This is a genomic window from Labrys sp. F242, assembly GCF_057813875.1.
The window spans coordinates 281,517-303,316 of sequence record NZ_JBVASG010000005.1; the positions used below are offsets into that span (position 1 = coordinate 281,517).

Here is a 21,800-nt window from a genome sequence, read left to right on the forward strand (position 1 = left end):
GTCAGTTTTCCCGCTTAAGCGCGCTCTCATGCCATTTGTACAGCAGGAGATGCGACAGATAGGACAGGGCGAGGAAGATGGCGATGCCCGTCAGCGACAGCAGCACCAGCGCGGCATAGGCCCGCGGATAGGCAAAATAGCGTGGCGCGAGATAGATGATATAGCCAAGACCCCCGCGCGCGCCACCCGCACCGGTGGCGAGTTCCGACACCACGGCGCCGATCAGGGAAAGACCGCCGGCGATGCGCACGCCACCGAGGAAATAGGGCAGGGCCGCACGCAGGCGCAGCAGCCACAATTTCTGCCAGGAAGAGGCGCGGTAGAGCTCGAAGAGGTTGAGCAGATTGTGGTCGGTCGAGCGCAGGCCGATCAGCGTGTTGGCGAGCACCGGGAAGAAGGCGACGAGCCATACGCAGATCAAGAGCACGGTGGCCTGCGAGAAGATCACCAGCAAGAGCGGCGCCAGGGCGAGCACCGGCGTGACCTGCAGGATGATGGCATAGGGATAGAGCGTATATTCGACCAGCCGCGACAGCGAGAACAGAATGGCGAGCGAAACGCCGCCCACCACCGCGAGCACGAAGCCTTTCAACGTCACTTCCAGGGTGAAGAGCCAGGCCGGCCCCAGTGTTTCCCATTCGCGGAAGAAGGCAGCCCAGATCTCGCTGGGGGCGGGCACCACCTTCATCGGGGTAAGGCCGGCGGCCACGCAATATTCCCAGGCCCCCAGCACGACCACCAGAAAGGCGAGCGGCAGCAGCCATTTCAGGAGTGCCGACGGGTTCCGGCGAGTTGTGACGGGAGGAGTGGCGGCATCGCCCGCCGAACTGATCACGCTCATCCTGTTTCTGCCCCCCGGTCCAAATTCTTGGCGATCAATGTCCGTCGACGCTCTCGACCGCCTTGCCGATGGCCGAGGTCAGCGTGGCGGAGGCCTGGCGGCAATAGTCGACGTAAACGGGCGTGGTGCGGAAGGCCGCGCCGCGCGGGCGCTCGGCGTCGACGGCGATCTCGGCGAAAGCGCGTCCCGGCCGAGCCGCCATCACCACGATGCGATCGGAAATATAAACGCTTTCGAATACCGAATGGGTGACGAACACCACCGTCCAGCCAAGCTCTGCCTGCAGGCGCATCAGATCGTCGTTGAGCTTCTGGCGCGTGATCTCGTCGAGCGCCGCGAAGGGCTCGTCCATGAGGAGGAGCTTCGGGCGGGTCACCATGGCCCGGGCGATGGAGACGCGCATGCGCATGCCGCCGGAGAGTTCGCGCGGATAGGCCTGCGCAAAGGCGGTGAGGCCGACGCTGTCGAGGGCCTGCATCACCTTGTCCCGGACAGCCTTTCGCGATACGCCCTTGAGCCGCGACGGCAGCCAGACATTGTCGAACACGCTGGCCCAAGGCATCAGCGTCGGTTCCTGGAAGACGAAACCCACGTCGCGGGAATGGTCGGTGTCGCCATCGGCCCAGACCACGCTGCCGCTTGAGGCCTCGCCCAGCCCGGCGATGATGCGCAGTGCCGTCGATTTGCCGCAGCCCGAGGGACCCAGCAAAGAGAGGATCTCACCCTGGCGGATGTCGAGATCGAGATGCTGGAGCGCGGTGGTGCCCGAGGAGAAGGTCTTGCCCACGTCGCGCAGCGAGACGACGGTCGGGCGGCTGGAGGGGGGCGTCAAGGCATAGCTCCCGCGGAGAGGGGCTGTTCCTGGGAGTGCGGACGTCGCAGCGACATGCGTGGCATGTCGCGATGTCCGCTCTTCCTTTCTGCATTCTCGGCGTTTCCAAGAGCGGACATGGACGTCCGCGCTCCCGGGAAATGCACTTTATTGACCATGCTCACTTCTTGATCAGGTCGGAACCGACATTCTTGTTCACGAATTTCAGCGTATAAGCCTTCTTGAAGTCGAAATCGGGCTTGTAGAGGCCGACGGTGACCATCTTGTCGAAAAAGGACTTCATGTGCTCGTCGGTCATGGCGCCGATGCCGTTTTTCTCGGCGTCACCTGACATGACGATGCCATAGGCCTTCATCTGCTTGACGGCGAAGGCGAGGTTCTCGTCGGTCATGTCGGGATTGTCCTTCTGGATCGCCGCATTGCCGAGCTTGTTGTCGCCGTAGAGATAGGTGGCCCAGCCGATCGCCGAGGCGTCGACGAATTTCTGCACGACGTCAGGCTTGGCATCGATAATGTCCTGGCGGGTGACGATCAGGGTCGAATAGGTGTTCCAGCCCTGGTCGGCGATCAGGAAGACATTGGGCTTGAAGCCGCCGCCCTTTTCCACCTGGAGAGGCTCGGACGCCACATAACCCTGCTGCACAGATTGTTTGTCGGCGATGAAGGGCCCGGGATTGAAGTCATAGGGCTTGACCACCTCGTCGGTAAAGCCGAAAGCCGCCTTCATCCAGGCATAGCCGGTGGCCTGGAAATCGGGGCCGATGAAGATGGTCTTGGCCTTCTTCAGGTCATCCCAGCTATCGAGGCCGACGCCGGGATGCGTCATCAGGATCTGCGGGTCCTTCTGGAAGGTCGCAGCCACCGCGACGAGGGGAACGCCCTCCTTGGCCGCCGAGAAGACCTCGACGAGATTGCCGCCCATATAGAAGTCGTTCTTGCCAGCAACCAGGGCAGTGGCGTTGTTGGCGGTCGGGCCACCCTGCACGATCTCGACGTCGAGGCCGAACTTCTTGTAGGTGCCGTCGGCCACGGCCTGGTAGTAGCCGCCATGCTCACCCTGCGCCAGCCAGTTGGTGCCGAAGCGCACTTTCACCAGTTCCTCGGCATAGGCGCCGTTCAAGCCGGCAAAAACCACGGCCGTTGCTACAAGCACGGCGGTCTTGAGCATGCTGTTCATTCCTGTCGCCTCTGTTCGGTTCGTCTTGCGAGTTTCTGGTATCGGATTGCCGCAACGCCGACGCACGATTGTTAGCGCCAATTCAAGCTTGCACAAGTCGTGATCACGATTAATTTTGCGCCGGCCAGATTTTCGGAGACCCGTCATGCTTCGCGCCATCACGCCGTCCTCGCTGCGTGCGCCCTTCGCCCGCTACAGCCATGCTGTGGAGGTGCCGGCCGGCGCCCGCATGGTGTTTTGTTCCGGCCAGCTCGGCATCGGCCCGGACGAGTCGATTCCGGAGGGTGCGGAAGCGCAGGCCAGGCTGATCTTCACGGCGATCGAAGCGATACTGGCCGAGGCCGGCATGGCGCTCGCCGACATCGTCAGGATCAATGCCTATGTCACCGGCCGCGAGCACATGGCCGGCTATATGAAGGCCCGCGATGCGGTGGTCGCCGATCCGCCGCCTGCCTCCACCCTGATGATCGTCTCGGGCTTCACGCGTGAGGAATTCAAGGTCGAGGTGGAGGTCGTGGCTGCAAAGGCGTGAGAGCCGAGAGCGTTTTGCGATTTGGTGGTGACGCCAAGAATCGCAAAGACGCTCCAGCCAATCCGTAAGAGTGGCTTGGAACCAAAGAGTTAGAGCAAACAAGCGTTTCCGTCTAAACGCGCTTTGCTCCAGGGGGCAAGGGGACTTGTCGCCGAGCGGTATAAGCCCTTGTGATTTTTGATCGGTGTGGAACAATGCCGACAGGTGTCCTGAGGTCGCAGAAGGCCAGCCAGCACAGGTGGGGGCGCCAGACAAGGGGACCGAAAGCATGGACCACCCTATCCGGCGCCCCGCATGCTGAATCTCGATCCCTATCTGCTTCGCGCCTTTCTCTCCGTCGCCGAAGTGGGGACGGTGAACGGTGCGGCGCTGTCGTTGCATCGCACGCAGGCCGCGGTCAGCATGCAGATCCGCAAGCTCGAGGCCCTGGTCGGCTCGGACCTGTTCGAGCGTAGCCCCAAGGGGCTGACGCTCACCGCGGACGGGCTGCTCCTGGTGCCCTATGCCCGTGAGATCCTCACCTTGACCGACGAAGTCGGCAAGCGCCTGAATGGCCGGCAGATCGAGGGGCGCATCCGCCTCGGCGTGGTCGAGGATTTTGCCGCTACCCGCCTGATCGATATTCTCCGGGATTTCCGCGACAAGAATGCCCGTGTCGACATCGACATCCTGGTCGAGTCCAATGCGCGCCTGGCCGCCATGCTCGAGAATGACGAACTCGATATCGCGGTGTGCGATACCAGCCGCTGCAGCCGCAAGCCGGCGCATGTCTGGAACGAATATCTGCACTGGGTCGGGCGTGCCGATATCGAGTTCACGCCGGACATGCCGCTGCCCGTGATCATGTTCGTGGAGAGCTGTCCCTGGCGGGGACCGGCCATGGCGACGCTGGCTACGCGCAACCGCAACTGGCGCATCGTCTGCGAGGCTTCGACCCTGGTGGCGATGGCGACGGCGGTGCGCGTCGGCATCGGCATCGGTCCGATGATCGCGGCGACGATTCCCGAGGGTTGCCGCGCCCTCGACAAGTCGATCGACATGCCAGGCTCGGCCCGAATCGACATCGGCCTGTACGTTCGCAGCGGCGCGCGCGAGGAATCGCGCTTCCTGGCCGATTTCGTGTTGCGCCAGGTCGAGCTCGGCCACGCCTGAGCTGTTTTCAGTGACCGACCCGAGCTCGACAAAGTCGCCACGAAAAGTCGAGCTCGGCCACGCCTGAGCTGTTTTCAGTGACCGACCCGAGCTCGACAAAATCGCCACGAAAAGTCGAACTCGGCCACGCCTGATACCGATCCGGGCGAGTGTTTTGTCATCCCCGCCGAGCGAAGCGAGGGGAAGGGGATCCAGGGGCCGCAGGTAGAATCTCTTGGCCCCTGGATCCCCTTCCCGAGGCCTGTAGCCTCGCCGGGGATGACAAACAGACACTCAGTATCTTCTGTATGAGATAATCCGTTTCCCCCGGGGAGCATTCAGCAACGCTTATACCCTCACGCGAATTATCCGGCTACCGCAGCCTGCCTTTTTCAGGCCCCTTGGCCTCGTACCGAGCCTGTCCATAACAGTCGATCCACGACGAGGGCATGGTGACGGCTACCGAGGGGAAACATCATGGTCGAATTGTCGCGCAGGAACCTGCTCGCTCTCATAGGCTCGCTGAGCCTGCCCGTCTTGCTGGGGCAGGCCGCACCGGCCCGGGCGGCTGGCACCAAGCTGACGGCCGTCGAATGGGGCGGCGATGTCGTCAAGGCGATGAAGGAAATCGCCGCGCAGCAAAGCGCCGTCGATATCGATTGGGTGCTGCACCAGGGCGGCGCCGCCGCCATCCTGCCCAAGATCAAGGCGATCTGGCCGCGCACCGATTTCGACTATGTCGCCGGCTGGGAAGGCTCTTTCAACTCGATGATCAAGGAAGACTGGCTGGAAACCGTCAATCCAGCCGACATTCCCAATCTCGCCGATATTCCCGCCAAGATGATCATCAAGAACGACAAGGGCGGCATCATGGCGGTGCCGCGCGCCGTCGGCGGCATGTATTTCGGCTATCGCACCGACACCGTGCCGATGCCTGTCACCAAGATCGACGACCTGTTCGACCCCAAGCTCAAAGGGGCGATCTGCTGGCCCGGCCCGACCCAGAGCATGATGTTGCAGATCGTGGCGCTGGCCCTGCATGGCGGCGGCGACGAGAAGAACATGGAGCCGGGCTGGAAGCTGATGGCGGATCTCGCCAAGTCCGGCAATATCGGTCGCATCGCGGTGACGGATGTCGACTTCACCAATTCCTTCACCGCAGGCGAGACCTCCGTCGGCTTTTTTGCAGAACCGAGTTGGGCGGCGGTCGCCAAGAATTTCCCGGTGACCCGCCTGACCAAGCAGAAAGGCATGGCGACCTTCCTCTATCAGAGCGGTTTTGCCGTCCTGAAGAACCGGCCCAATCTCAAGGCAACGCTGGACTTCATCAATTTCGCCATCAGCCCGGCGATGAACACGCTCTACGCCAAGGTCGCGGGCGAAGCGCCGCTCAACGCCAAGGCCGAGAAGCCCGAGAACCTCAAGCATCTCATCTTCACGCCGGCCGAAATGGACGAGTTCGTCCATGTGCCCGACTACAATGTGGTGCTGTCCAACCAGGATGCCTGGGCCAAGCGCTGGGAAGCCGATATCGCCCCGCTGCTTTGAGGTTCTCAACCCTCCCCTGGAGGGGGAGGGTCGGCCTGAAAGGCCGGGGTGGGGTGACTCCTTTTATGGGACTCCGAGATCTCGCCGGCAAATACCTTGAAGACGTGGCGTCAGATCACCCCACCCCACCCCGACGCCTCGCTTCGACCCCAGGCACTTCCAAGAGGAAGTGCCGACCCCCTCCAGGGGAGGGTGTCGTCAGCGCCTATGCCGTTTCCGCCCCTGTGCTCAGCCGGGGTAGGTTGCAGGAGGTTATCGCCTTGTCGTCCCAAGCCGTCCCGATCGCCAGCGCGGCGACGCCATCCCCCAATCGCGGCGCGATGCTGCTGCTCGTGCCGGCGCTCGCCGTCTTCGCCCTGATCTTCGCCGCGCCGCTAATCGACTTGGCGTTGGAGAGCTTCCGTCAATTCGTGCCGGGCCGCATCGGCTCGGCAGCGGATTCGCCCTTCGTCCTCGACAATTACCGTGAACTGGTCAGCCCGTCCTTCGCAGGCGTGCTGATGGAGACGTTCCGCATCAGCGTCGCCGCCTCGCTGGTCGGCATGATCATCGCCTTCCCGATTGCCTATGGCGTCGTGCGGCGCTTTTCCAAGCGCTGGCGGGTCGCCTGCATCGGTCTGATGATCACGCTGGTGCTGCTGTCCATGCTGGTGCGAACCTATGCGCTGGAGCTCACCTTCGGCTCGGTCGGCATCGCCCGCCCCCTCTTGACCCTGCTCGGCATAGCGCCGACCAGCCGCTGGTATATCGAGACGCTGGTCGGGGCCGGGCTCTTGCATGCGGTGATCCCGATCAGCGTGCTGACTTTGATCGGCACGGTGCAGAATCTCGATCCTCGCCTGATCGATGCCGCACAGTCGCTGGGTGCGCCCGCATGGCGGGCCCATCTCGACATCACCCTGCCGCGCAGCCTGCCGTCGCTGGTCTCGGCCTTCCTGGTCTCGCTGACCTTCTCGATCAGCGCCTTCGTCATTCCGATGGTGCTCGGCAAGGGGCGGGTGCTGTTCATCTCCAACGTGATCTACAACCGCTTCAGCGACGTCTCCAATTATCCCAGCGGCGCCGCCGTCTCGATCACCATGCTGATCCTGACCCTCATCGTCGTCTATCTGGTCTCGCTGGTGCAGCATGGCCGGAGGCAACGCGCATGACCGCCGAGGGCAAGACCAAGCTGTGGGGCGACCGTGTCGCCATCTCCACCACGAACATCGTGATCGGGCTAGGCCTGGCTTTCCTGATCGTGCCGTTGCTGGTGGCGGGGCTGCTCGCCTTCGACGCCCGCGACTATCTCGGGCCGCTGCCGCCGCCCGGCCTGTCGCTGCACTGGTTCGAAAAACTGTTCTCGCAGGATTATGTCGTGGCGGGCCTGAGCACCAGCCTGGAGATCGCGGTGCTGGCGACCCTCGTCAATGTGGTCATCGGGACCGCAGCGGCGGTGGGGCTCGACCGCGGCGACTTCCGCGGCAAGGGCGTCATCATGGGGGCCTTCCTGTCGCCGCTGATCGTGCCGGCGGTGGTGACGGGTTTCGCCCTCCTGCTCTTCCTCTCCAAGATTGGCGTGATCAGCGGTTTTCCGCGCTTGCTGGCCGGGCACATCATCATCACATTGCCCTATGCGCTGCGCGCCACGCTGGCCAGCCTGGTCGGCCGCGACAAGCGCTTGACCGAAGCGGCCCTGATCCTGGGCGCCACGGAGCGGCAGGCCTTCTGGAGCGTCACACTGCCGCTGATCCGCACCGGCATCGTCACCGGCGCCGTCTTCACCTTCGCCATCTCGATGGACGATGTCGCCGTCAGCCTCTTCCTCACCGATCCCACCACCTACACGCTACCGGTGGCGCTGGTGAGCAATATGCGGGCCTCCTTCGATCTCACCATCGCGGCCGCGGCCGTCCTGCTCGTCGGCATCACGGCCATCCTCATCATCATCCTGGAACGGCTCGTCGGCTTCGATCGCCTGATCGGCCAAGGAATGTTCAGGTAACGACCTACTCTTCAAATAACGGGAGCGAGACATGGCGAACTCCGTGGAATTCATCGATGCCGTCAAGCATTTCGGCGATGTGACGGCGGTCGACGGCGTCTCGTTCTCGATCGCCGGCGGCGAGACCGTTGCCCTTCTGGGACCGAGCGGCTGCGGCAAGACCACCATTCTGCGCATCATCGCCGGCTTCGAAAGGCCGGATGCCGGCACGGTGCGCATCGCCGGCGAGGATGTCACGCGGCTCAAGCCCTATCAGCGCAATGTCGGCCTGCTGTTCCAGCATTATGCGCTGTTTCCGCATATGACTATCGCCGAGAACATTGCCTACGGGCTGCGCTATCGCGGCTGCCCGCGAAACGAGATCGACGACCGCGTCGCGCAGATGCTGGAACTGGTGCGCCTGCCGGATTTCGGCCATCGCAAGCCCCATCAACTCAGTGGCGGCCAGCAGCAGCGTGTCGCCCTGGCGCGCGCCCTGGCGACGCGGCCCGGCCTGGTCCTGCTCGACGAACCGCTGTCCGCCCTCGATGCCAAGCTGCGCCAGGAATTGCGGGCCGAACTCAAGCAGGTGCTCGCCGCAGTCGACGCCACCACCATCGTGGTCACCCACGATCAGGAGGAGGCGATGAGCCTGGGCGAGCGTGTCTTCGTGATGAAGAGTGGCAGCATCGTGCAGGAAGGACCGCCGAACGAGGTCTATGGCAAGCCCCGCTCGCGCTTCGTGGCCGAGTTCATGGGCAGGGCCAACTGGTTCCGTGGCCGCCTGGAAGCCCAGGGCAACGGCCTTGCCGCCTTCGTCGGTGCCAACGGCCTGAAGCTGGTGGTCTCGACCCCGCACGATACGGCTGGGCGGAGCGAGGTCGATCTGTGCGTGCGCCCCGAGAGCATCGACCTGATGCCGCTGCAGGCGGCGGCTCTTTCCAGTGAGCGCAACCGCATCCCGGGCCAGGTACTGGAGGTGACTCCGCTCGGTGCCATGCGGCAGATCCTGGTCGAATTGCAGGGCGGCGGGCAGGTTCTCGCCGTCCAGCCCAACCGCGGCGGTGACGTGCACGGCCTCGGCCAGCCGGTCATCGTCGGGCTGCCGGCCGAAGGCTGCGTGGTCGTGCCGGTTGCAGCCTGAGCCATTTCCTCCAACCAGAACAAACCATCCAAGGAAAGGACCGACATCATGATCCTACGCAGTCTCCTGCGGGCCGCCACCCTGACGGCCGCCCTGTTTGCCGCGACCGTCGCGGCCAAGGCCGACGCACTCGACGACATCACCAAGGCCGGCGTGATCAATGTCGGCGTCTTCGGCGACTTCCCGCCCTTCTCCTCGGTCAACCCGGATATGAGCCTGAAGGGCTATGACATCGACGTCGCGCAGATCCTCGCCGACGGCCTGAAGGTCAAGCTCAACCTCGTCAGCGTGACCGGCCAGAATCGCATTCCCTTCCTGACCGAAAAGCGCGTCGACCTCTTGATGAGCGTCGGCTACAGCGCCGAACGCGAGAAGGTGGTCGATTACGTATCGGCCTATGCGCCCTATTATATCGCCGTGATCGGCCCGCAGGCCCTCAAGGTGGCCGGAAAGGAAGACCTCGGCGACAAGACCATTGCCGTCAATCGCGGCACGCTGGAGGACACTTCCCTCACGGCGGTGGTGCCGGCTTCCGCCGATGTTCGCCGCTTCGACAATTACAATTCGGTGATCCAGGCCTTCCTCTCCGGCCAGGCCCAGGTGATGGTGGTCGGCAACGACGTCGGCTCGCAGGTGCTGGCCAAGCGGGTGGATCTCAAGCCCGAGCAGAAGTTCCAACTGCTGTCTTCGCCCGATCATATCGCCATCAACAAGAACGAGCCCCGCCTCAAGCAGGCTCTCAATGACGCCGTCGCCAAGCTGCTGGCGGATGGCAAGCTCAACGAGATCTCGGTGAAGTGGTTGCAAAAGCCGCTCGATCCCAAGGATCTCAAGGACTGAGCGGTTCTCAGAATTGACCCGCACGTCATTGCGAGGAGCACTGCGACGCGGCAATCCAGGGACCTGGATTGCTTCGCTCCTCTCGCAATGACGACGCCTCATCGTTCAGGCATCAAGGCCGTTGGTGCGCCCCGGCTTTGAAGGGAAGGGCACGGAAATGGGCAGTAGTCTCGACTTCGGCTGGCTCGGCGCCGCGCTTGCCGCGATCGCAAGAGGCGCCGGGATCACGATCCTGATGATCCTGGTCTCGGCCGTGTTCGGCCTGTTCCTCAGCGTTCTGGGTGCCGCCGGCCGGCGCAGCCGCCATGCGCCGGTCCGCTATCTGGTGACTGTCTATGTGGAGTTGATCCGCAATACGCCGTTCATCGTGCAGATGTTCTTCATCTTCTTCGGGCTGCCGAGCCTCGGCATCCTGCTCAATCCGCTGATGGTCGCCATCGTGGCTGTTACCATCAACCTCACCGCTTATGGCATCGAGATCGTCGGCGCCGGCCTCGACGCCGTCTCGCGGGGGCAGAAGGAGGCGGGGCTGGCTCTAGGCCTGCGACCACGGCAGGTCTTCGTCAAGATCGTGCTGCCTCAGGCCCTCAAGGTGATCTTTCCGGCCCTCAGCAGCCAGATCGTCATCATGATGCTGGAATCGGCGGCCGTCTCGCAGATCGCGGTGAAGGAACTCACTTATGAAGCCGATCTCATCCAGGCGCGCACCTTCCTGCCCTTCGAGACCTATCTGGTGGTCGCTTTGATCTATCTGGTGCTGAGCATCGTCCTGCGGCGTCTCCTGCAGTTCGGCGGCCGGCGTTTCCTGTTCGGAGGTCTGGCATGATCGAGTTCACCTTCTGGGACATCGCGCGCAATCTGTTGCTGGCAGCCCGCTGGACCGTGCTTCTCTCGATCGTCGCCTTCATCGGTGGCGGCCTGGTCGGCCTCGCCATCCTGATCGCCCGCATCGACAGCCGCAAATGGCTGAGCCGGCCGGCCGAATGGTATATCGGGCTGTTCCAGGGCACCCCGCTCCTGCTGCAGCTCTTCCTGGTGTTCTTCGGTCTGCCGCGCATCGGCCTGCGCATAGACCCCTGGCTGACGGCAGTGCTCGGCCTGACCTTGTGCGCCAGCGCCTTTCTCGCAGAGATCTGGCGGGGCGGCGTCGAAGCCTTGCCGCGGGGCCAGTGGGAGGCGAGCGCCAGCCTTGGCCTGCATTACTGGCGCCAATTGCGCCTGATCGTCCTGCCCCAGGTCCTCTCGATGACGCGCGCCCCGACCGTCGGCTTCCTGGTGCAACTGGTGAAGAGCACGGCGCTGACCTCGATCATCGGCTTCGAGGAATTGCTGCGCACGGCCAATGCCATCAACAACGCCACCTTCCAGCCCTTCATCGTCTATGGCTGCGTGGCGTTGATCTTCTTCGTGATCTGCTTCCCCTTGACGCGCTACGTCGATGCACTGGAAAGGCGCGGGGTGTAGGGGCACTCCTGGAACGCCGGTTTCCAGCTGGCCCTATCCAGCCAAGGCCAGCTCTACTGCAGCCCGTTCCACCTCCAGGAGCGGCGCCAGCACCTTGTAGGCCTTGGTCTTGACGCCCGGCTGCATCACCAGGATCACCGTTTCCGTGCCTGGGCAGGCGGCATCGCCGCATTGGATTTCGCTGACGGAGATGGTGGTCTCCTCGCCGAGGCCCAGGATCTCCCGGGCCATCTGCTTGATGGCGGCTGCCCTGTCGCGCTCGGCCTGGCTGGATTTGCGGAACAGGCCGAACATCGCCTCAGGCAGCTCCGGGCAAAGTGAGGATGCCGGCAGCGCCATCCTCGGCGCCGAGGGCGAGCTGGGCTCCTGTCTTGTCCCAGGCCAGGGCTGTGATGCCCGATCCGGGCATGGCACGGCGCACCAGGATTTCGGAGGCGTCGGTCAGGCGGCAAAGCAGCACGCAGCCGTCCTCATAGCCGAGCGCCAGCACCAGCGCCTTGGGGTGGAAGGCCACCTGCGTCACCTTGGCGTGGCGGATACCGCATTCGCGCGGAGCCTTACCCATGGGACCGTCCTTGCTCTGGAACGGCCAGACGATGCCGGCATCGGCGCCGGAAGTTGCCAGCCAGTTGCCGTCATGCGACCAGGAGAAGGAGCGTGTCTTGGAGGGATAGCCCGACATGCGCATGTGCTTCTTCTCGGCCACAGTCCAGCCATGGAGCGTGTTCTCCTGCATGGAGGTGACGATGAAGCGGTTGTCGGGCGAAATCGTGATGTCGAGGTGGCTGCCCTTCCATTCGTAGAATTCGGGGGCAGCGCTCGAATTGGGAAACCAGGCGGATACGCCATTGTAGTGCGCCACGGCGAGGCGGTAGCCTTTGGGCATGAAGGCAAGGCCCCGCACGCTGGACGGCGCCGTCCACTGCTTCACAGTACCCTTCTCGTCGCGGGCATAGACGGCCTTGCCCGCCGACCAGGCCGTCGCGCCTCCTGCGGACACCGCCACAGCGTCGATCCATCTGTTGCCGGCCTGCCCGATCTGGCCGATCTCGCCATTGGCGGAGAGGGCCATGATTCGGCCGTCATCGCCGCCGGCGACGAGTGTGGTGGCATTGGCGGTGACGGCCAGCAGGCCGGCATCGCCGAACAGGGCGTCGCGCTTCTCTTCGCCGATCTCCGCCCTGAGCACGGTGCCGTCGGCCAACGCAAAGACAGGCGTGCGGCCAAGCCAATGGCAGGCCAGCACATGGCTGCCGGCTTCGATCGAGGTGACGCTCTCGGACAGGGAAGGGAAGGTGGTGGTGTTCAAGGGAGACTCTTGGAACTTACACCCTCCCTGGAGGGGGAGGGTCGACGCGTAGCGTCGGGAGGTGACGGGTCCGGGTGGGCGGTGAATTCGTCCCACCCCAGCCTTCAGGCCGACCCTCCCCCTGCAGGGGAGGGTATACGATCACGCCGCGCAGGCGCGGAAGCCCTTTTCGAGCTCGTCGCGGTTGAGATTGTGTCCGATGAAGACGAGACGCGATTCTCGCTTTTCGTCCGGCTTCCACTCCCGCTGGAGGTCGCCGTCCACGATCATGTGCACGCCCTGCAGCACGAAACGGCGCGGCTCGTCCTTGAAGGAGAGGATACCCTTCCAGCGCAGCAGGCTCGGCCCCTCGCTCTGGGCGATGCGGTCGATCCAGGGCATGAACTTGGCCGGATCGACATCGCCATCGATCTTCAGCGACAAGGACTGCATGGTCTCGTCGTGATAGTGCTTCAGGCCGTGGTCATGGTGATGATGGTCATGGCCATGGCCATGGCCATGGTGATGGTCGTGATCATGGTCGTGCTCGTCGACCTCTAGGAAAGCGGGTTCCAGGTCCAGGATGCGGTCGAGGTCGAAGGCGTTGCGGCCGAGCACATCTGAGATCGCCACGTTGGAACGGGTCGCCTTGTGCAGCTTGGCATAAGGGTTGAGAGCGCGGATGCGCATCTCGACCTCATGCAGTTCGGGCGCAGTGACGAGGTCGGTCTTGTTCAGCACGATGACGTCGGCGAAGGCGATCTGGTTCTTGGCCTCGGGGGCGTCCTTGAGCCGATCCTTGAGCCATTTGGCATCGGCCACGGTGACCACAGCGTCGAGGCGGGTCTTTTCGGCGACATCCTGGTCGACGAAGAAGGTCTGCGCTACCGGCGCGGGATCGGCGAGGCCCGTGGTCTCCACCAGGATGGCGTCGAACTTGCCCTTGCGCTTGAGCAGGCCGTCGATGATGCGGATGAGGTCGCCCCGCACCGTGCAGCACACGCAGCCATTGTTCATCTCGAACACCTCTTCGTCGGCGTCGACGATGAGGTCGTTGTCGATGCCGATCTCGCCGAATTCATTGACGATGACGGCATAGCGCTTGCCATGGGGCTCGGTCAGGATGCGGTTGAGCAGGGTGGTCTTGCCGGCGCCGAGATAGCCGGTGAGAACGGTGACGGGAATCTTGTCGGACGTCTTGCTTTCGGAAGCAATCGTGTCGGCCATGGCAATCTCCGGAGCGCGGACGCACTCTTCAGCAACGGATAGGCGCACGGCCGGGTGCGCATTCGTCCCAGCCGCATTCGCTCAGCCTTATATTGGATTGATGGCCCGAGATGTAAGCCCCAAAGCGCGCGATTCTTGATGCTGCGTTCAAAGGCCTCGTGCGCCGGCCCGTTTCCGCTCAGGACGGACCGGGGTCATCCGCGCCGAAGGGAGGCAGGCCTTGCATCAGGCGGGTGAGGCGGCTCTCGGCAAGGCCTAGCCGTTTGATCTGGTCGTGCATCACCACGAGCGCGACGGAGGGCAGTTCGGCAAGGAGATTGACGAAAATGTCCTTGGCGATCTTCAGGGTGCCGAGGTCAGTGGCCGCCACCACCGTGGCCGAACGAGGCAAGCTGCCTATCAGTCCCATCTCGCCGATGATGGAATGCCGCTCGGTCGTGGACAGGTGAAAGCTCTCGCCCTCATGTTCCATGAAGGCGTCGGCGGTGCCCGAGAGGATGACATAGGCGGCATCGGCGACATCGCCCTGGCGAAACAGGGTCTGGCCTTGTGCGAATGCCACGTGTTCGCAGGTGAAGGCGATCAGCTTCAGGCGTGGCGTGTCCAGGGCCGCGAACATCGGCACGTCGCGCAGGGCCTGGACCTCGGGCAAGTCATCGATCAGCGTCTCGGGCACGGCTTCCTGGGGCGCCGTCGGCGCGGATAGCCGGGTCACCGCTTCGATGCGGTTGCCACGGGTCGCAACCACGACATCGAACGAAGTCCGCGCCGTGTCGTCCCGCGTGGCGACGATGAGGGTACACCCGGCCATGCGGCGGCGCGCCGTCTCCAGGATGAGGGCGCGCTGGCCTTCCGGAAACATCAGGTCGGGCTGGTCGAGGATGAGGATCTTCGGGCGTTTGATGAGACAGCGCGCCAAAGCAAGGGCGCATTTGTGGGCCGGCAGCAGCAGGCGTCCGCCGGGGCCGGCCTCCTGATCGAGGCCGAGCCGGTAGATGACAGGCTCGAGCCCGCAATCCTGCACGACCTTGCGCAGGGTGGTCATGACGCGCTCTTCGGCGCCGGCCATCGCATGGTCGATGCGTCCGAACAGCAGATTGTCGCGCAGCGGTGCGGCGGGGCAGAGCCGGTCGGGCGCGTAGAATTCCAGCTTTCGGACGAACCGGGCGGGATCGAGGGCCATGATCTGCCTGCGGGTTCGCACGATCGTCTCGGCGAGGGCATCGGTCACCAGCCCAAGCCAGTGGCGGGTCTCGACATAATTGAGCGCCAGCATGAACAGGCTTTTGCGTTCGGTTGGTGCAAGGGGGCCGGTGCCTCGTGCGCCGGCGCGGGCGACAATCTCGGCAAAGTGCGGCAGATCGCTCGAAGAGATGAAGGAAAAGCGCTCGAATGCGATATGGTCTGCGGCGATCTGCGAGAAGACTTCCACCATGGTCGCGCTGATTTTCAGTCCCAGGTCGGCGAGGCTGCGATCGAGTCCCTGCTCGGCCAGCAAGGCGGCGATCTGCGGGTCGTCGATCAGGGCCTCGATGGCGCCTTCGGCGGTCGGCACGCCGAAGAACAGGTTCTCGCCCAGGGTGGCATAGGGGTTGAAGCAGGCCGGATCGAAAGGCTCGATCAGCTCAGCCAGATGCGTCGCTTCGAGTTCCCGGATGAGCTGCCGGCGGCAGGCAACGAGGCGTTGGGCAAGCTCGGGATCGGGCTCGACGGCGAATTTGCGGGCAAGGCCGAAGCCATAGACAGCCTCGGCGAGGCCGACCTCGGCCAGCAGGTTGACGATAAGCTGGTCGAGTTCCCGCGAATCGGTTGCCCCGGCCCTGCTCAGATCAAGGACGCTCGCACTCGCGCCAACAGGTTGGTTTAGCAGGCTGTAGACGATGTTATCGCGCAGCGAACGCCCAAAAATGCTGCAATCGGGACCGAGATAACCGAGATTTTCCCCGATCCAGTCTGCAGGCAAGGCGGCGATGTCCTGTCCGGCAAAGCGTACCCTGCCGCTGAATTCCGTCAGGCGGCGCGCCAGAACCTGGGCCAGGGCGATGAAGCCCTCGCCGCGGGAGCCGGTGAACAGCACATGCGACCCCAGCGGCAGGGTGAGATTGGCGTTGTCGAGGAGGACGTCGCCGCTTGGCGCGTGGATCCGCAGGGCTTCGACGGCGATGGAGCCGCCGGACGTCAGGTCGGGGGCTGCTCCGGTGGGCCGAGGCAGTTCGGCCAGGGAGAACTGCTCCAGGATCTGCTCATATTTGACCTCGACGTCCTGGCGCTGCTGGTCCCAGTCGATCAACTCCTTGATGGGCGGTGGCAGGTCGCGATAGGCCGCGATCACCGCCACCAACTGGCCGATGTCCAGCGAACCGCGCAAGGCGAAATAGCCGCCTAGCGCGTAGAACAGGAAGGGCGTCACCTGCGCCAGCACGGAATTGATGAATTTCACCATGAACTTCCGGCCATAAAGGCGATAGCGGATCCAGAAGAGCTCATCGAGAATGCCGACGATCCTGTGCCTTTCGTAGGCAGCCGTGCCATGGTTGCTGACCTCGCCGATGCCGTCGACGATCTCGCCGACATGACCGGCAAGCGAGCGTGAGCGTGCCTGGCGCTGGCGCCCGAGCCTGAGCTGCTCGCGCCGCAGCCGCGGGATGATCAGGCCCTGGACCAGCACCATGGCCGCAGCGAGAAGGCCAAGCAGGGGACTTTGCAGCAGGATGAAGCCGAGGGCGGTGAGAGCCTGGCTGCCAAGAAAAGCGGGTTGGATATAGGCGTCGCCGACGAAGCCGCCGATCGGCTCGACCTCGTCACGGATGATGGTAGCGACCTCTGCCGAGCGAATCGTGCGGATGGCTTCGGGCCTGAAGCGCAGCAACAGGTCGAAGAGATCGAGGCGCAGGCGACGCAACAATTCCTCGCCGAGCTTGCCCTTCTGCATGTTGATGACATAGCGAAAAGCACCGTTGACCAGCACCAGCAGCATGAAGACGGAGCTGAGCACCATCAGATAGGCGATGCGGGAGAAGGTGACGCCTGCATAACTCAGCGTGCCGCCGCCCAGAAAGGCCGGCAGGGTCAGGCTGAGGGCGAAAAGCGGCGCCTCGGTAACTTCGTGCGGGAAAGCGCGACCCTGGATGGCATCGTTGACGATACTGCGGGGCAGGTCGAGCGACAGAAAGTAGAACGGCAAGGAGAGCAGGACCGCGACCAGGATAATGATCTGCTGCCGCCGGCTGTTGCGCCAAATATAGACAAACAATGGTGGGAGCGTCTTGCCATCCGCCGCCGGCTCGATGGACCCCCGGCCGGGCGCCTCGGCCTGGATGCTCGGCATGGGCTCTTGCTTCACCGCTCCCTCGTACCAATAGCGCACACGACCTGAGTGAGGTGGTCTTCGGTCGGTGCCTGAAGTCAAAATACCGGGAAATACGGATAATTGTAATCGAAATACTTATCGATTGAAGTTGGTGTGACGGACGGGGCGCGGCGAAACATTCATATCTACTCTTTGCCAAGGAAGAAGGAGGTTGCGAGTGGCCGGCTCAAAAGACGCTTGCTGTGCCCCTATGCGCCGCCTAGAATAAAAACGTGAGCAAAATCCTGCGTTTGGAGCAGGAAGATGTATTTCCTTCCACCTGGCGTCGCTCGATCCATCAGGACATGGAATTGGATCTGGTCTGGCGCTGACCGGCTATCGCGGCCATGGGCGGGGCGGTGGGCCCGCATTATCTCTGGCGGATCGTCCTATGGTGTGCGCCGGGTGCGGTCTTGAGCTGATATCGGTCTTCGCGTTCTGCCCGCGATGCGGATGTGCGCAACCGGCGCCTTGCGCAAAATGCGGCTTCCTCTGTGAAGCCGGATTTGCCTTTTGTCCTCGTTGCGGCACGGCGCGGACGCTCGGCGCAGCTGGCCCGGCCGCCGAACCCGTCGCCCCTGCGCCATTGGTGCCGGCCAAGACGCGCGCCGATCCAGAGGTCGACAGGCGACAGGTGACAGTGCTCTTTGCGGATGTCTCGAGCTTCACCCAGCTCGCCGAGCGGCTCGATCCCGAGGAGGTGCGGGCGTTCCAGAACGCCCTGTTCGAAACCCTGGCGGGCGTGGTGACGCGTTATCAAGGCTTCGTGGAAAAATTCGTCGGCGATGCTGTCCTGGCCGTGTTCGGTGCACCCATTGCCCATGAAGACGATCCGGAGCGGGCCCTCTGCGCTGCGCTGGACATGACGAAGGAGAGCGTCCGGCTCAATGAACGCTGGGCCGGGCGGCTGGGACAGCAGGTGAGCCTCCATATCGGCGTCCATACCGGCCTTGTGGTTGCGGGTCGCCTTGGCCAGGCCGCCGGCGCCGCCTATGCGGTGACCGGCGACACCGTCAACACGACGGCACGCCTGCTGGCGGCGGCCTCAGGCACTATCCTGGTTTCCGCGGTCACACATGCCCTGGCCCAGCACCGTTTTAGTTTCGAGCCGGCGCATGTCCTGGCTCTGCGCGGTAAGGCGGAGCCGGTGGCGGCCTATCGGCTAATCGGCCTGTCGACCACGCCCGCTTCGGCGCGCGGGCTGGCTGCCCATGGGTTGGAAAGCCCGATGATCGGCCGTGACGACGAATTGGCGGGGCTGATCGCCGCCTTCGATCGAGCGCAGACGGGATCTGCCCAGATCGTCAACCTCGTGGGGGAAGCTGGTTCGGGCAAATCGCGGCTGGTCGCCGAATTCTTGGCGGTGCTCGAAGCGCAGGGCAGGCTGGCCGGCGGTGCCGTGCGCCGCACCGCGTGTTCCTCCCTTGGCGAACCGGTCTATGGCGTCTTCGGTGCCCTGTTCCGCGAGGCCTATCGGGTGAACCGCGACGATACGCTCGAAACGGCGAGCCGAAAGCTTGCGGCTGGACTTGTCGGGCTGGGTGCCGAGCTCGAAATGGCCGAGGCCGTCATCCCGGTCCTGAGCTACATGCTCGGCATGGAGGGGGCGAGCGCCGACGAACTCGCGCCCGAACAGGTGAAACGCCAGATCGCCCTGGCCGCGCGCATGCTGATCGGGCGCCGCCTGGACCAGGGACATTTGCTGGTCGTCGTCGAAGACCTGCACTGGGCCGACATGGCCTCGGTGGAGCTGTTGTGCGACATCGCCGACCACCTAGCGGATCGGCGCCTGATGATCGTGCTGTCCCACCGCCCCGGCCGGCCCCCGCTATGCTTTGCCCACGCCGTGCAATCGAGCCTTCCCCTGGCTCCCCTTTCGGCGGATCAGACGCGGGCCTTCGTCGGCGCCCTTTTTGGGGAGGCCGACGCGGATACTCTCGATGAAATCCGGGCCTTCGTCATCCGTCGGTCCGGTGGCAATCCTCTCTTCGTGGAAGAGATCGTCCGAAGCCTGGTGGCCAGGGGCGTGCTCCGGCGCGAGGGAGATCGCTGGATCCGCGCGGCCCCGCTCGAAGCCGACAATGTCCCGCCGACCCTGCAGGGCTTGCTGCTGTCGCGCGTCGATGAACTGCCGGCGGACCAGCGGCGTGTGCTGCATGAGGTAGCCGTACTCGGCATGGCGTTCGAGGATGCCCATCTTGCGGCTATCGCCACCGAACCGGCTCGAGTGGAAGCCGCTCTCCGCGACCTGACCGAGGCAAATTTCATCGTCCGGGTCAGCGAGGGCGCGGGCAGCTATCGCTTCACCCATGCTCTCATCCATGAAGCCGTCTACCAGAACCTGCTGCTTGCCCGCCGGACCGAACTGCACGACCGGGCCGGCCGCGCACTCGAACGGGCCGTGGGTGGCCGTCCCGAGAGGCTGAGCGATCTGGAGGCGTTGGGCCATCATTGGAGCCTGAGCTTCGACAAGGCCAAGGGCGCGCGCTATCTCATGGCGGCTGGCGACCGGGCCCGCGCCGTCTACGCCAATGACGATGCCATCCGCCATTATGAGCGGGCCTTTGGTATTCTGTCCGACTGCGCCGGCTGCGAAGGTGACAGCTTGGCGACACGGGAAAGGTTGGCGGACCTGCTGGCGCTGACCGAGCGGCGAACAGAGGCGGCTATTCACTATGAGGCCGTGCGTCAGGCCTTCGAGGCCGCGGCGGATTCGGCCGCGGCGGCGCGCCTCCAGCGCAAGATCGGTGGTCTGCATTGGGAAGCGGGCGATCGCCAGGCAGCCAGGGGCTGCTTCATGCAAGGCCTCGCCTTGATCGGGGGCGAGGGATATTCGCCCGAGCGTGCGCAATTGCTCCAGGAGGTCGGGCGGTTGGCCTTTCGCACCGGCGACAATGACGGTGCGATCGCCTGGGCGGAACGAGCCCTTGCCGAGACGGATCGTGAGGGTGCCGATGCGGAGCAGGAACGTCTGCGGGAATTGGCTGCGATACGGGCTCAGGCCTACAACACCATCGGCGTGGCGCTAGCGCGCATCGGCCGGCCGGCGGATGCGATCGAGCAGATCGAGCAGAGCGTGCGGCTCGCCGAGGACCATCGCCTGCTGCAGGCTGCCTGCCGTGGCTATACCAATCTCGGCGTGCTCTACAGCTCCCTCGATCCGCAGCGCAGCATCGCAACCTGCCTGCGTGGCTTGGAGATGGCCAAGAAGGTAGGAGACCTTGGTTTCCAGTCCCGGATCTACGCCAATCTCGCGGTCGCCTATTGTGCGCTGACCGATCGCTGCGAAGCGGAGGGCGTCGAAGCGGCGCAGATGGCGGTCGATCTCGATCGGCGGCTCGGCCTGCTCGATCACCTGGCCGCGCCGCTCATCATCCTTGGCCAGATCTATCAATGTCGCGGCGAACACCGGCTCGCCTTCGCCTCCTATGAGGAAGCCTTGCGCCTGGCCGAACGCATGGGCGAGCCGCAATTCCTGTTTCCCTGCTATGATGGCTTGGGCACGCTCCATCTGGACGCTGGGAACCAGGAGCAAGCGGCGCTATACTTGGCCAAGTCGCAGGAGGTTTGTCAGCGTGCCGGCCTGGAGCCAGACGCCCTGATGGTCTTGCCGTTTCTTTGTTAACTCCATTCCTTGTCGTCGCATCGTTTCCGCCGAAACCATCACGGACGGCACACCCTAAATTTTCGACACGATGTTTTTGGCCACGATGAAAGGGGTTTTGCATGAACATGCAGCCGACACTGGTGCCGATTGCCTTGGGTGAACGCGCGCCGGATTTCTCGTTGCCCGCTCTCGACGGGTCGGGCAGCGTATCGCTCGCCGATTTTCGCGGCAGGAATTCGTTGTTTCTTGCCCTGTTCGTCGGATTGTGGTGCCCGTTCTGCCGCAGGGCGATCGCGCAGATGGCCGCAACGGCTCCCCAATTGCAGGCGTTGGGGATCGAGACGCTCGGCGTCGTCGCGACCGAACTCGAAAATGCCCGGCTCTATTTCAAGTTCAGGCCGAGCCGGCTGCGCATCGCAACCGATCCGACGTTGTCGACGCACCGGGCCTATGGTGTCCCCAAGCCGCTGCCGACACCGGAGCTGATGGCCGCCCTGGCGGAGACCCGTGTCAATCCCACCGGTGAGCTGGCGGAACCTTTGCCGGTTCGGCAAGCCGCAGAGGCGCTGGCCCAGCTCGACGGTTACATCGAGAACCAGACCGATCATGCCGATCTGGAGCGGCAATGGCCTCAGCTCAAGGGGCAATTTCTCATCGATCGCGAGGGGCTGGTGCGCTGGACCCACATCGAATGCAGCGAGGGCCTGGCGGGAATCGGGAAGTTTCCTTCCGCCCAGGAAATCGTTGCCGCGGCCGAGACGGCGCTCGGACGGGAGAAAGGCGGGTCCCACTGAGGGCCCTGCCTTCCAGCCGAACGGGCAAGGGGACATCACGCGAGGTGAGACGGCCTGCCACTC

18 protein-coding genes are annotated in these 21,800 nt (G+C 63.9%); 11 read left to right on the forward strand and 7 right to left on the reverse strand.

From position 1 onward, the window contains the following. Position 1: 1 nt before the first annotated feature. The 3 genes from ACZYTC_RS27710 to ACZYTC_RS27720 form a co-directional block, all read right to left on the reverse strand. Entirely contained in the window at positions 2-841 is an 840-nt protein-coding gene (locus ACZYTC_RS27710; protein WP_441771292.1) for an ABC transporter permease, read from the reverse strand. Between the two features lie 34 nt (positions 842-875). Continuing rightward, a complete protein-coding gene (locus ACZYTC_RS27715; RefSeq protein ID WP_488991050.1) occupies positions 876-1,673 on the reverse strand; it encodes an ABC transporter ATP-binding protein in 798 nt (265 codons plus the stop codon). Positions 1,674-1,833: 160 nt separating this feature from the next. Next, positions 1,834-2,850 carry an ABC transporter substrate-binding protein gene (locus ACZYTC_RS27720; protein WP_488991051.1) on the reverse strand — a complete coding sequence of 339 codons (1,017 nt, stop codon included), beginning with the start codon at positions 2,848-2,850 and terminating at the stop codon, positions 1,834-1,836. Positions 2,851-2,995: 145 nt separating this feature from the next. Between ACZYTC_RS27720 and ACZYTC_RS27725 the strand changes: the two genes are divergently transcribed. The 9 genes from ACZYTC_RS27725 (at position 2,996) to ACZYTC_RS27765 (ending at position 11,472) form a co-directional block, all read left to right on the forward strand. Beyond that, a complete protein-coding gene (locus ACZYTC_RS27725) occupies positions 2,996-3,382 on the forward strand; it encodes a RidA family protein (protein ID WP_434955091.1) in 387 nt (128 codons plus the stop codon). A 294-nt stretch (positions 3,383-3,676) separates the two neighbouring features. Next, positions 3,677-4,534 carry a LysR substrate-binding domain-containing protein gene (locus ACZYTC_RS27730; RefSeq protein WP_434955092.1) on the forward strand — a complete coding sequence of 286 codons (858 nt, stop codon included), beginning with the start codon at positions 3,677-3,679 and terminating at the stop codon, positions 4,532-4,534. A gap of 456 nt (positions 4,535-4,990) precedes the next feature. After that, positions 4,991-6,061, forward strand: a complete 1,071-nt coding sequence (locus tag ACZYTC_RS27735; protein WP_441771290.1) for an ABC transporter substrate-binding protein — start codon at positions 4,991-4,993, stop codon at positions 6,059-6,061. Positions 6,062-6,321: 260 nt separating this feature from the next. After that, positions 6,322-7,212, forward strand: coding sequence for an ABC transporter permease (locus ACZYTC_RS27740; protein ID WP_488991052.1), 891 nt, complete (start codon positions 6,322-6,324; stop codon positions 7,210-7,212). Next, a complete protein-coding gene (locus ACZYTC_RS27745) occupies positions 7,209-8,045 on the forward strand; it encodes an ABC transporter permease (RefSeq protein ID WP_434955095.1) in 837 nt (278 codons plus the stop codon). The genes ACZYTC_RS27740 and ACZYTC_RS27745 overlap by 4 nt, the downstream gene beginning before the upstream one ends. 31 nt (positions 8,046-8,076) lie before the next feature. Beyond that, positions 8,077-9,168: an ABC transporter ATP-binding protein gene (locus tag ACZYTC_RS27750; protein ID WP_434955096.1), complete on the forward strand. Its 1,092-nt coding sequence runs from the start codon at positions 8,077-8,079 to the stop codon at positions 9,166-9,168. A 48-nt stretch (positions 9,169-9,216) separates the two neighbouring features. Continuing rightward, the gene (locus ACZYTC_RS27755) at positions 9,217-10,008 is read left to right on the forward strand and encodes a transporter substrate-binding domain-containing protein (RefSeq protein ID WP_434955097.1); all 792 of its coding nucleotides are present in this window, start codon (positions 9,217-9,219) and stop codon (positions 10,006-10,008) included. Positions 10,009-10,165: 157 nt separating this feature from the next. Continuing rightward, positions 10,166-10,834, forward strand: a complete 669-nt coding sequence (locus tag ACZYTC_RS27760) for an amino acid ABC transporter permease (RefSeq protein WP_434955098.1) — start codon at positions 10,166-10,168, stop codon at positions 10,832-10,834. Beyond that, positions 10,831-11,472 carry an amino acid ABC transporter permease gene (locus ACZYTC_RS27765; protein ID WP_434955099.1) on the forward strand — a complete coding sequence of 214 codons (642 nt, stop codon included), beginning with the start codon at positions 10,831-10,833 and terminating at the stop codon, positions 11,470-11,472. Before ACZYTC_RS27760 ends, ACZYTC_RS27765 begins: the two co-directional genes overlap by 4 nt. A gap of 33 nt (positions 11,473-11,505) precedes the next feature. On the opposite strand, the gene ACZYTC_RS27770 is transcribed toward ACZYTC_RS27765, so the two are convergent. The 4 genes from ACZYTC_RS27770 to ACZYTC_RS27785 all read right to left on the reverse strand — a co-directional run bounded on the left by ACZYTC_RS27770 (position 11,506) and on the right by ACZYTC_RS27785 (position 17,315). Then, the gene (locus ACZYTC_RS27770) at positions 11,506-11,766 is read right to left on the reverse strand and encodes a hypothetical protein (RefSeq protein WP_434955100.1); all 261 of its coding nucleotides are present in this window, start codon (positions 11,764-11,766) and stop codon (positions 11,506-11,508) included. A 4-nt stretch (positions 11,767-11,770) separates the two neighbouring features. Further along, positions 11,771-12,781 (reverse strand): WD40 repeat domain-containing protein, encoded by a 1,011-nt coding sequence (locus ACZYTC_RS27775; protein ID WP_434955101.1) that lies wholly within the window; start codon positions 12,779-12,781, stop codon positions 11,771-11,773. 141 nt (positions 12,782-12,922) lie between these two features. After that, positions 12,923-13,987: a CobW family GTP-binding protein gene (locus ACZYTC_RS27780; RefSeq protein ID WP_488991053.1), complete on the reverse strand. Its 1,065-nt coding sequence runs from the start codon at positions 13,985-13,987 to the stop codon at positions 12,923-12,925. A 178-nt stretch (positions 13,988-14,165) separates the two neighbouring features. Then, positions 14,166-17,315 (reverse strand): cyclic nucleotide-binding domain-containing protein, encoded by a 3,150-nt coding sequence (locus tag ACZYTC_RS27785; protein ID WP_488991054.1) that lies wholly within the window; start codon positions 17,313-17,315, stop codon positions 14,166-14,168. A gap of 610 nt (positions 17,316-17,925) precedes the next feature. Here ACZYTC_RS27785 and ACZYTC_RS27790 point away from each other — a divergent pair. After that, entirely contained in the window at positions 17,926-20,961 is a 3,036-nt protein-coding gene (locus ACZYTC_RS27790; protein WP_488991055.1) for an ATP-binding protein, read from the forward strand. Positions 20,962-21,062: 101 nt separating this feature from the next. Then, entirely contained in the window at positions 21,063-21,737 is a 675-nt protein-coding gene (locus ACZYTC_RS27795; protein ID WP_488991056.1) for a redoxin domain-containing protein, read from the forward strand. Positions 21,738-21,800 lie beyond the last annotated feature (63 nt).

Bases quoted from the DNA above. Each gene is read 5' to 3' on its own strand.
- ACZYTC_RS27710 (WP_441771292.1), bottom strand. From the start codon at position 841: ATGAGCGTGATCAGTTCGGCGGGCGATGCCGCCACTCCTCCCGTCACA.
- ACZYTC_RS27720 (WP_488991051.1), bottom strand. From the start codon at position 2,850: ATGAACAGCATGCTCAAGACCGCCGTGCTTGTAGCAACGGCCGTGGTT.
- ACZYTC_RS27725 (WP_434955091.1), top strand. From the start codon at position 2,996: ATGCTTCGCGCCATCACGCCGTCCTCGCTGCGTGCGCCCTTCGCCCGC.
- ACZYTC_RS27730 (WP_434955092.1), top strand. From the start codon at position 3,677: ATGCTGAATCTCGATCCCTATCTGCTTCGCGCCTTTCTCTCCGTCGCC.
- ACZYTC_RS27735 (WP_441771290.1), top strand. From the start codon at position 4,991: ATGGTCGAATTGTCGCGCAGGAACCTGCTCGCTCTCATAGGCTCGCTG.
- ACZYTC_RS27745 (WP_434955095.1), top strand. From the start codon at position 7,209: ATGACCGCCGAGGGCAAGACCAAGCTGTGGGGCGACCGTGTCGCCATC.
- ACZYTC_RS27750 (WP_434955096.1), top strand. From the start codon at position 8,077: ATGGCGAACTCCGTGGAATTCATCGATGCCGTCAAGCATTTCGGCGAT.
- ACZYTC_RS27755 (WP_434955097.1), top strand. From the start codon at position 9,217: ATGATCCTACGCAGTCTCCTGCGGGCCGCCACCCTGACGGCCGCCCTG.
- ACZYTC_RS27760 (WP_434955098.1), top strand. From the start codon at position 10,166: ATGGGCAGTAGTCTCGACTTCGGCTGGCTCGGCGCCGCGCTTGCCGCG.
- ACZYTC_RS27765 (WP_434955099.1), top strand. From the start codon at position 10,831: ATGATCGAGTTCACCTTCTGGGACATCGCGCGCAATCTGTTGCTGGCA.
- ACZYTC_RS27770 (WP_434955100.1), bottom strand. From the start codon at position 11,766: ATGTTCGGCCTGTTCCGCAAATCCAGCCAGGCCGAGCGCGACAGGGCA.
- ACZYTC_RS27780 (WP_488991053.1), bottom strand. From the start codon at position 13,987: ATGGCCGACACGATTGCTTCCGAAAGCAAGACGTCCGACAAGATTCCC.
- ACZYTC_RS27785 (WP_488991054.1), bottom strand. From the start codon at position 17,315: ATGCCGAGCATCCAGGCCGAGGCGCCCGGCCGGGGGTCCATCGAGCCG.
- ACZYTC_RS27795 (WP_488991056.1), top strand. From the start codon at position 21,063: ATGAACATGCAGCCGACACTGGTGCCGATTGCCTTGGGTGAACGCGCG.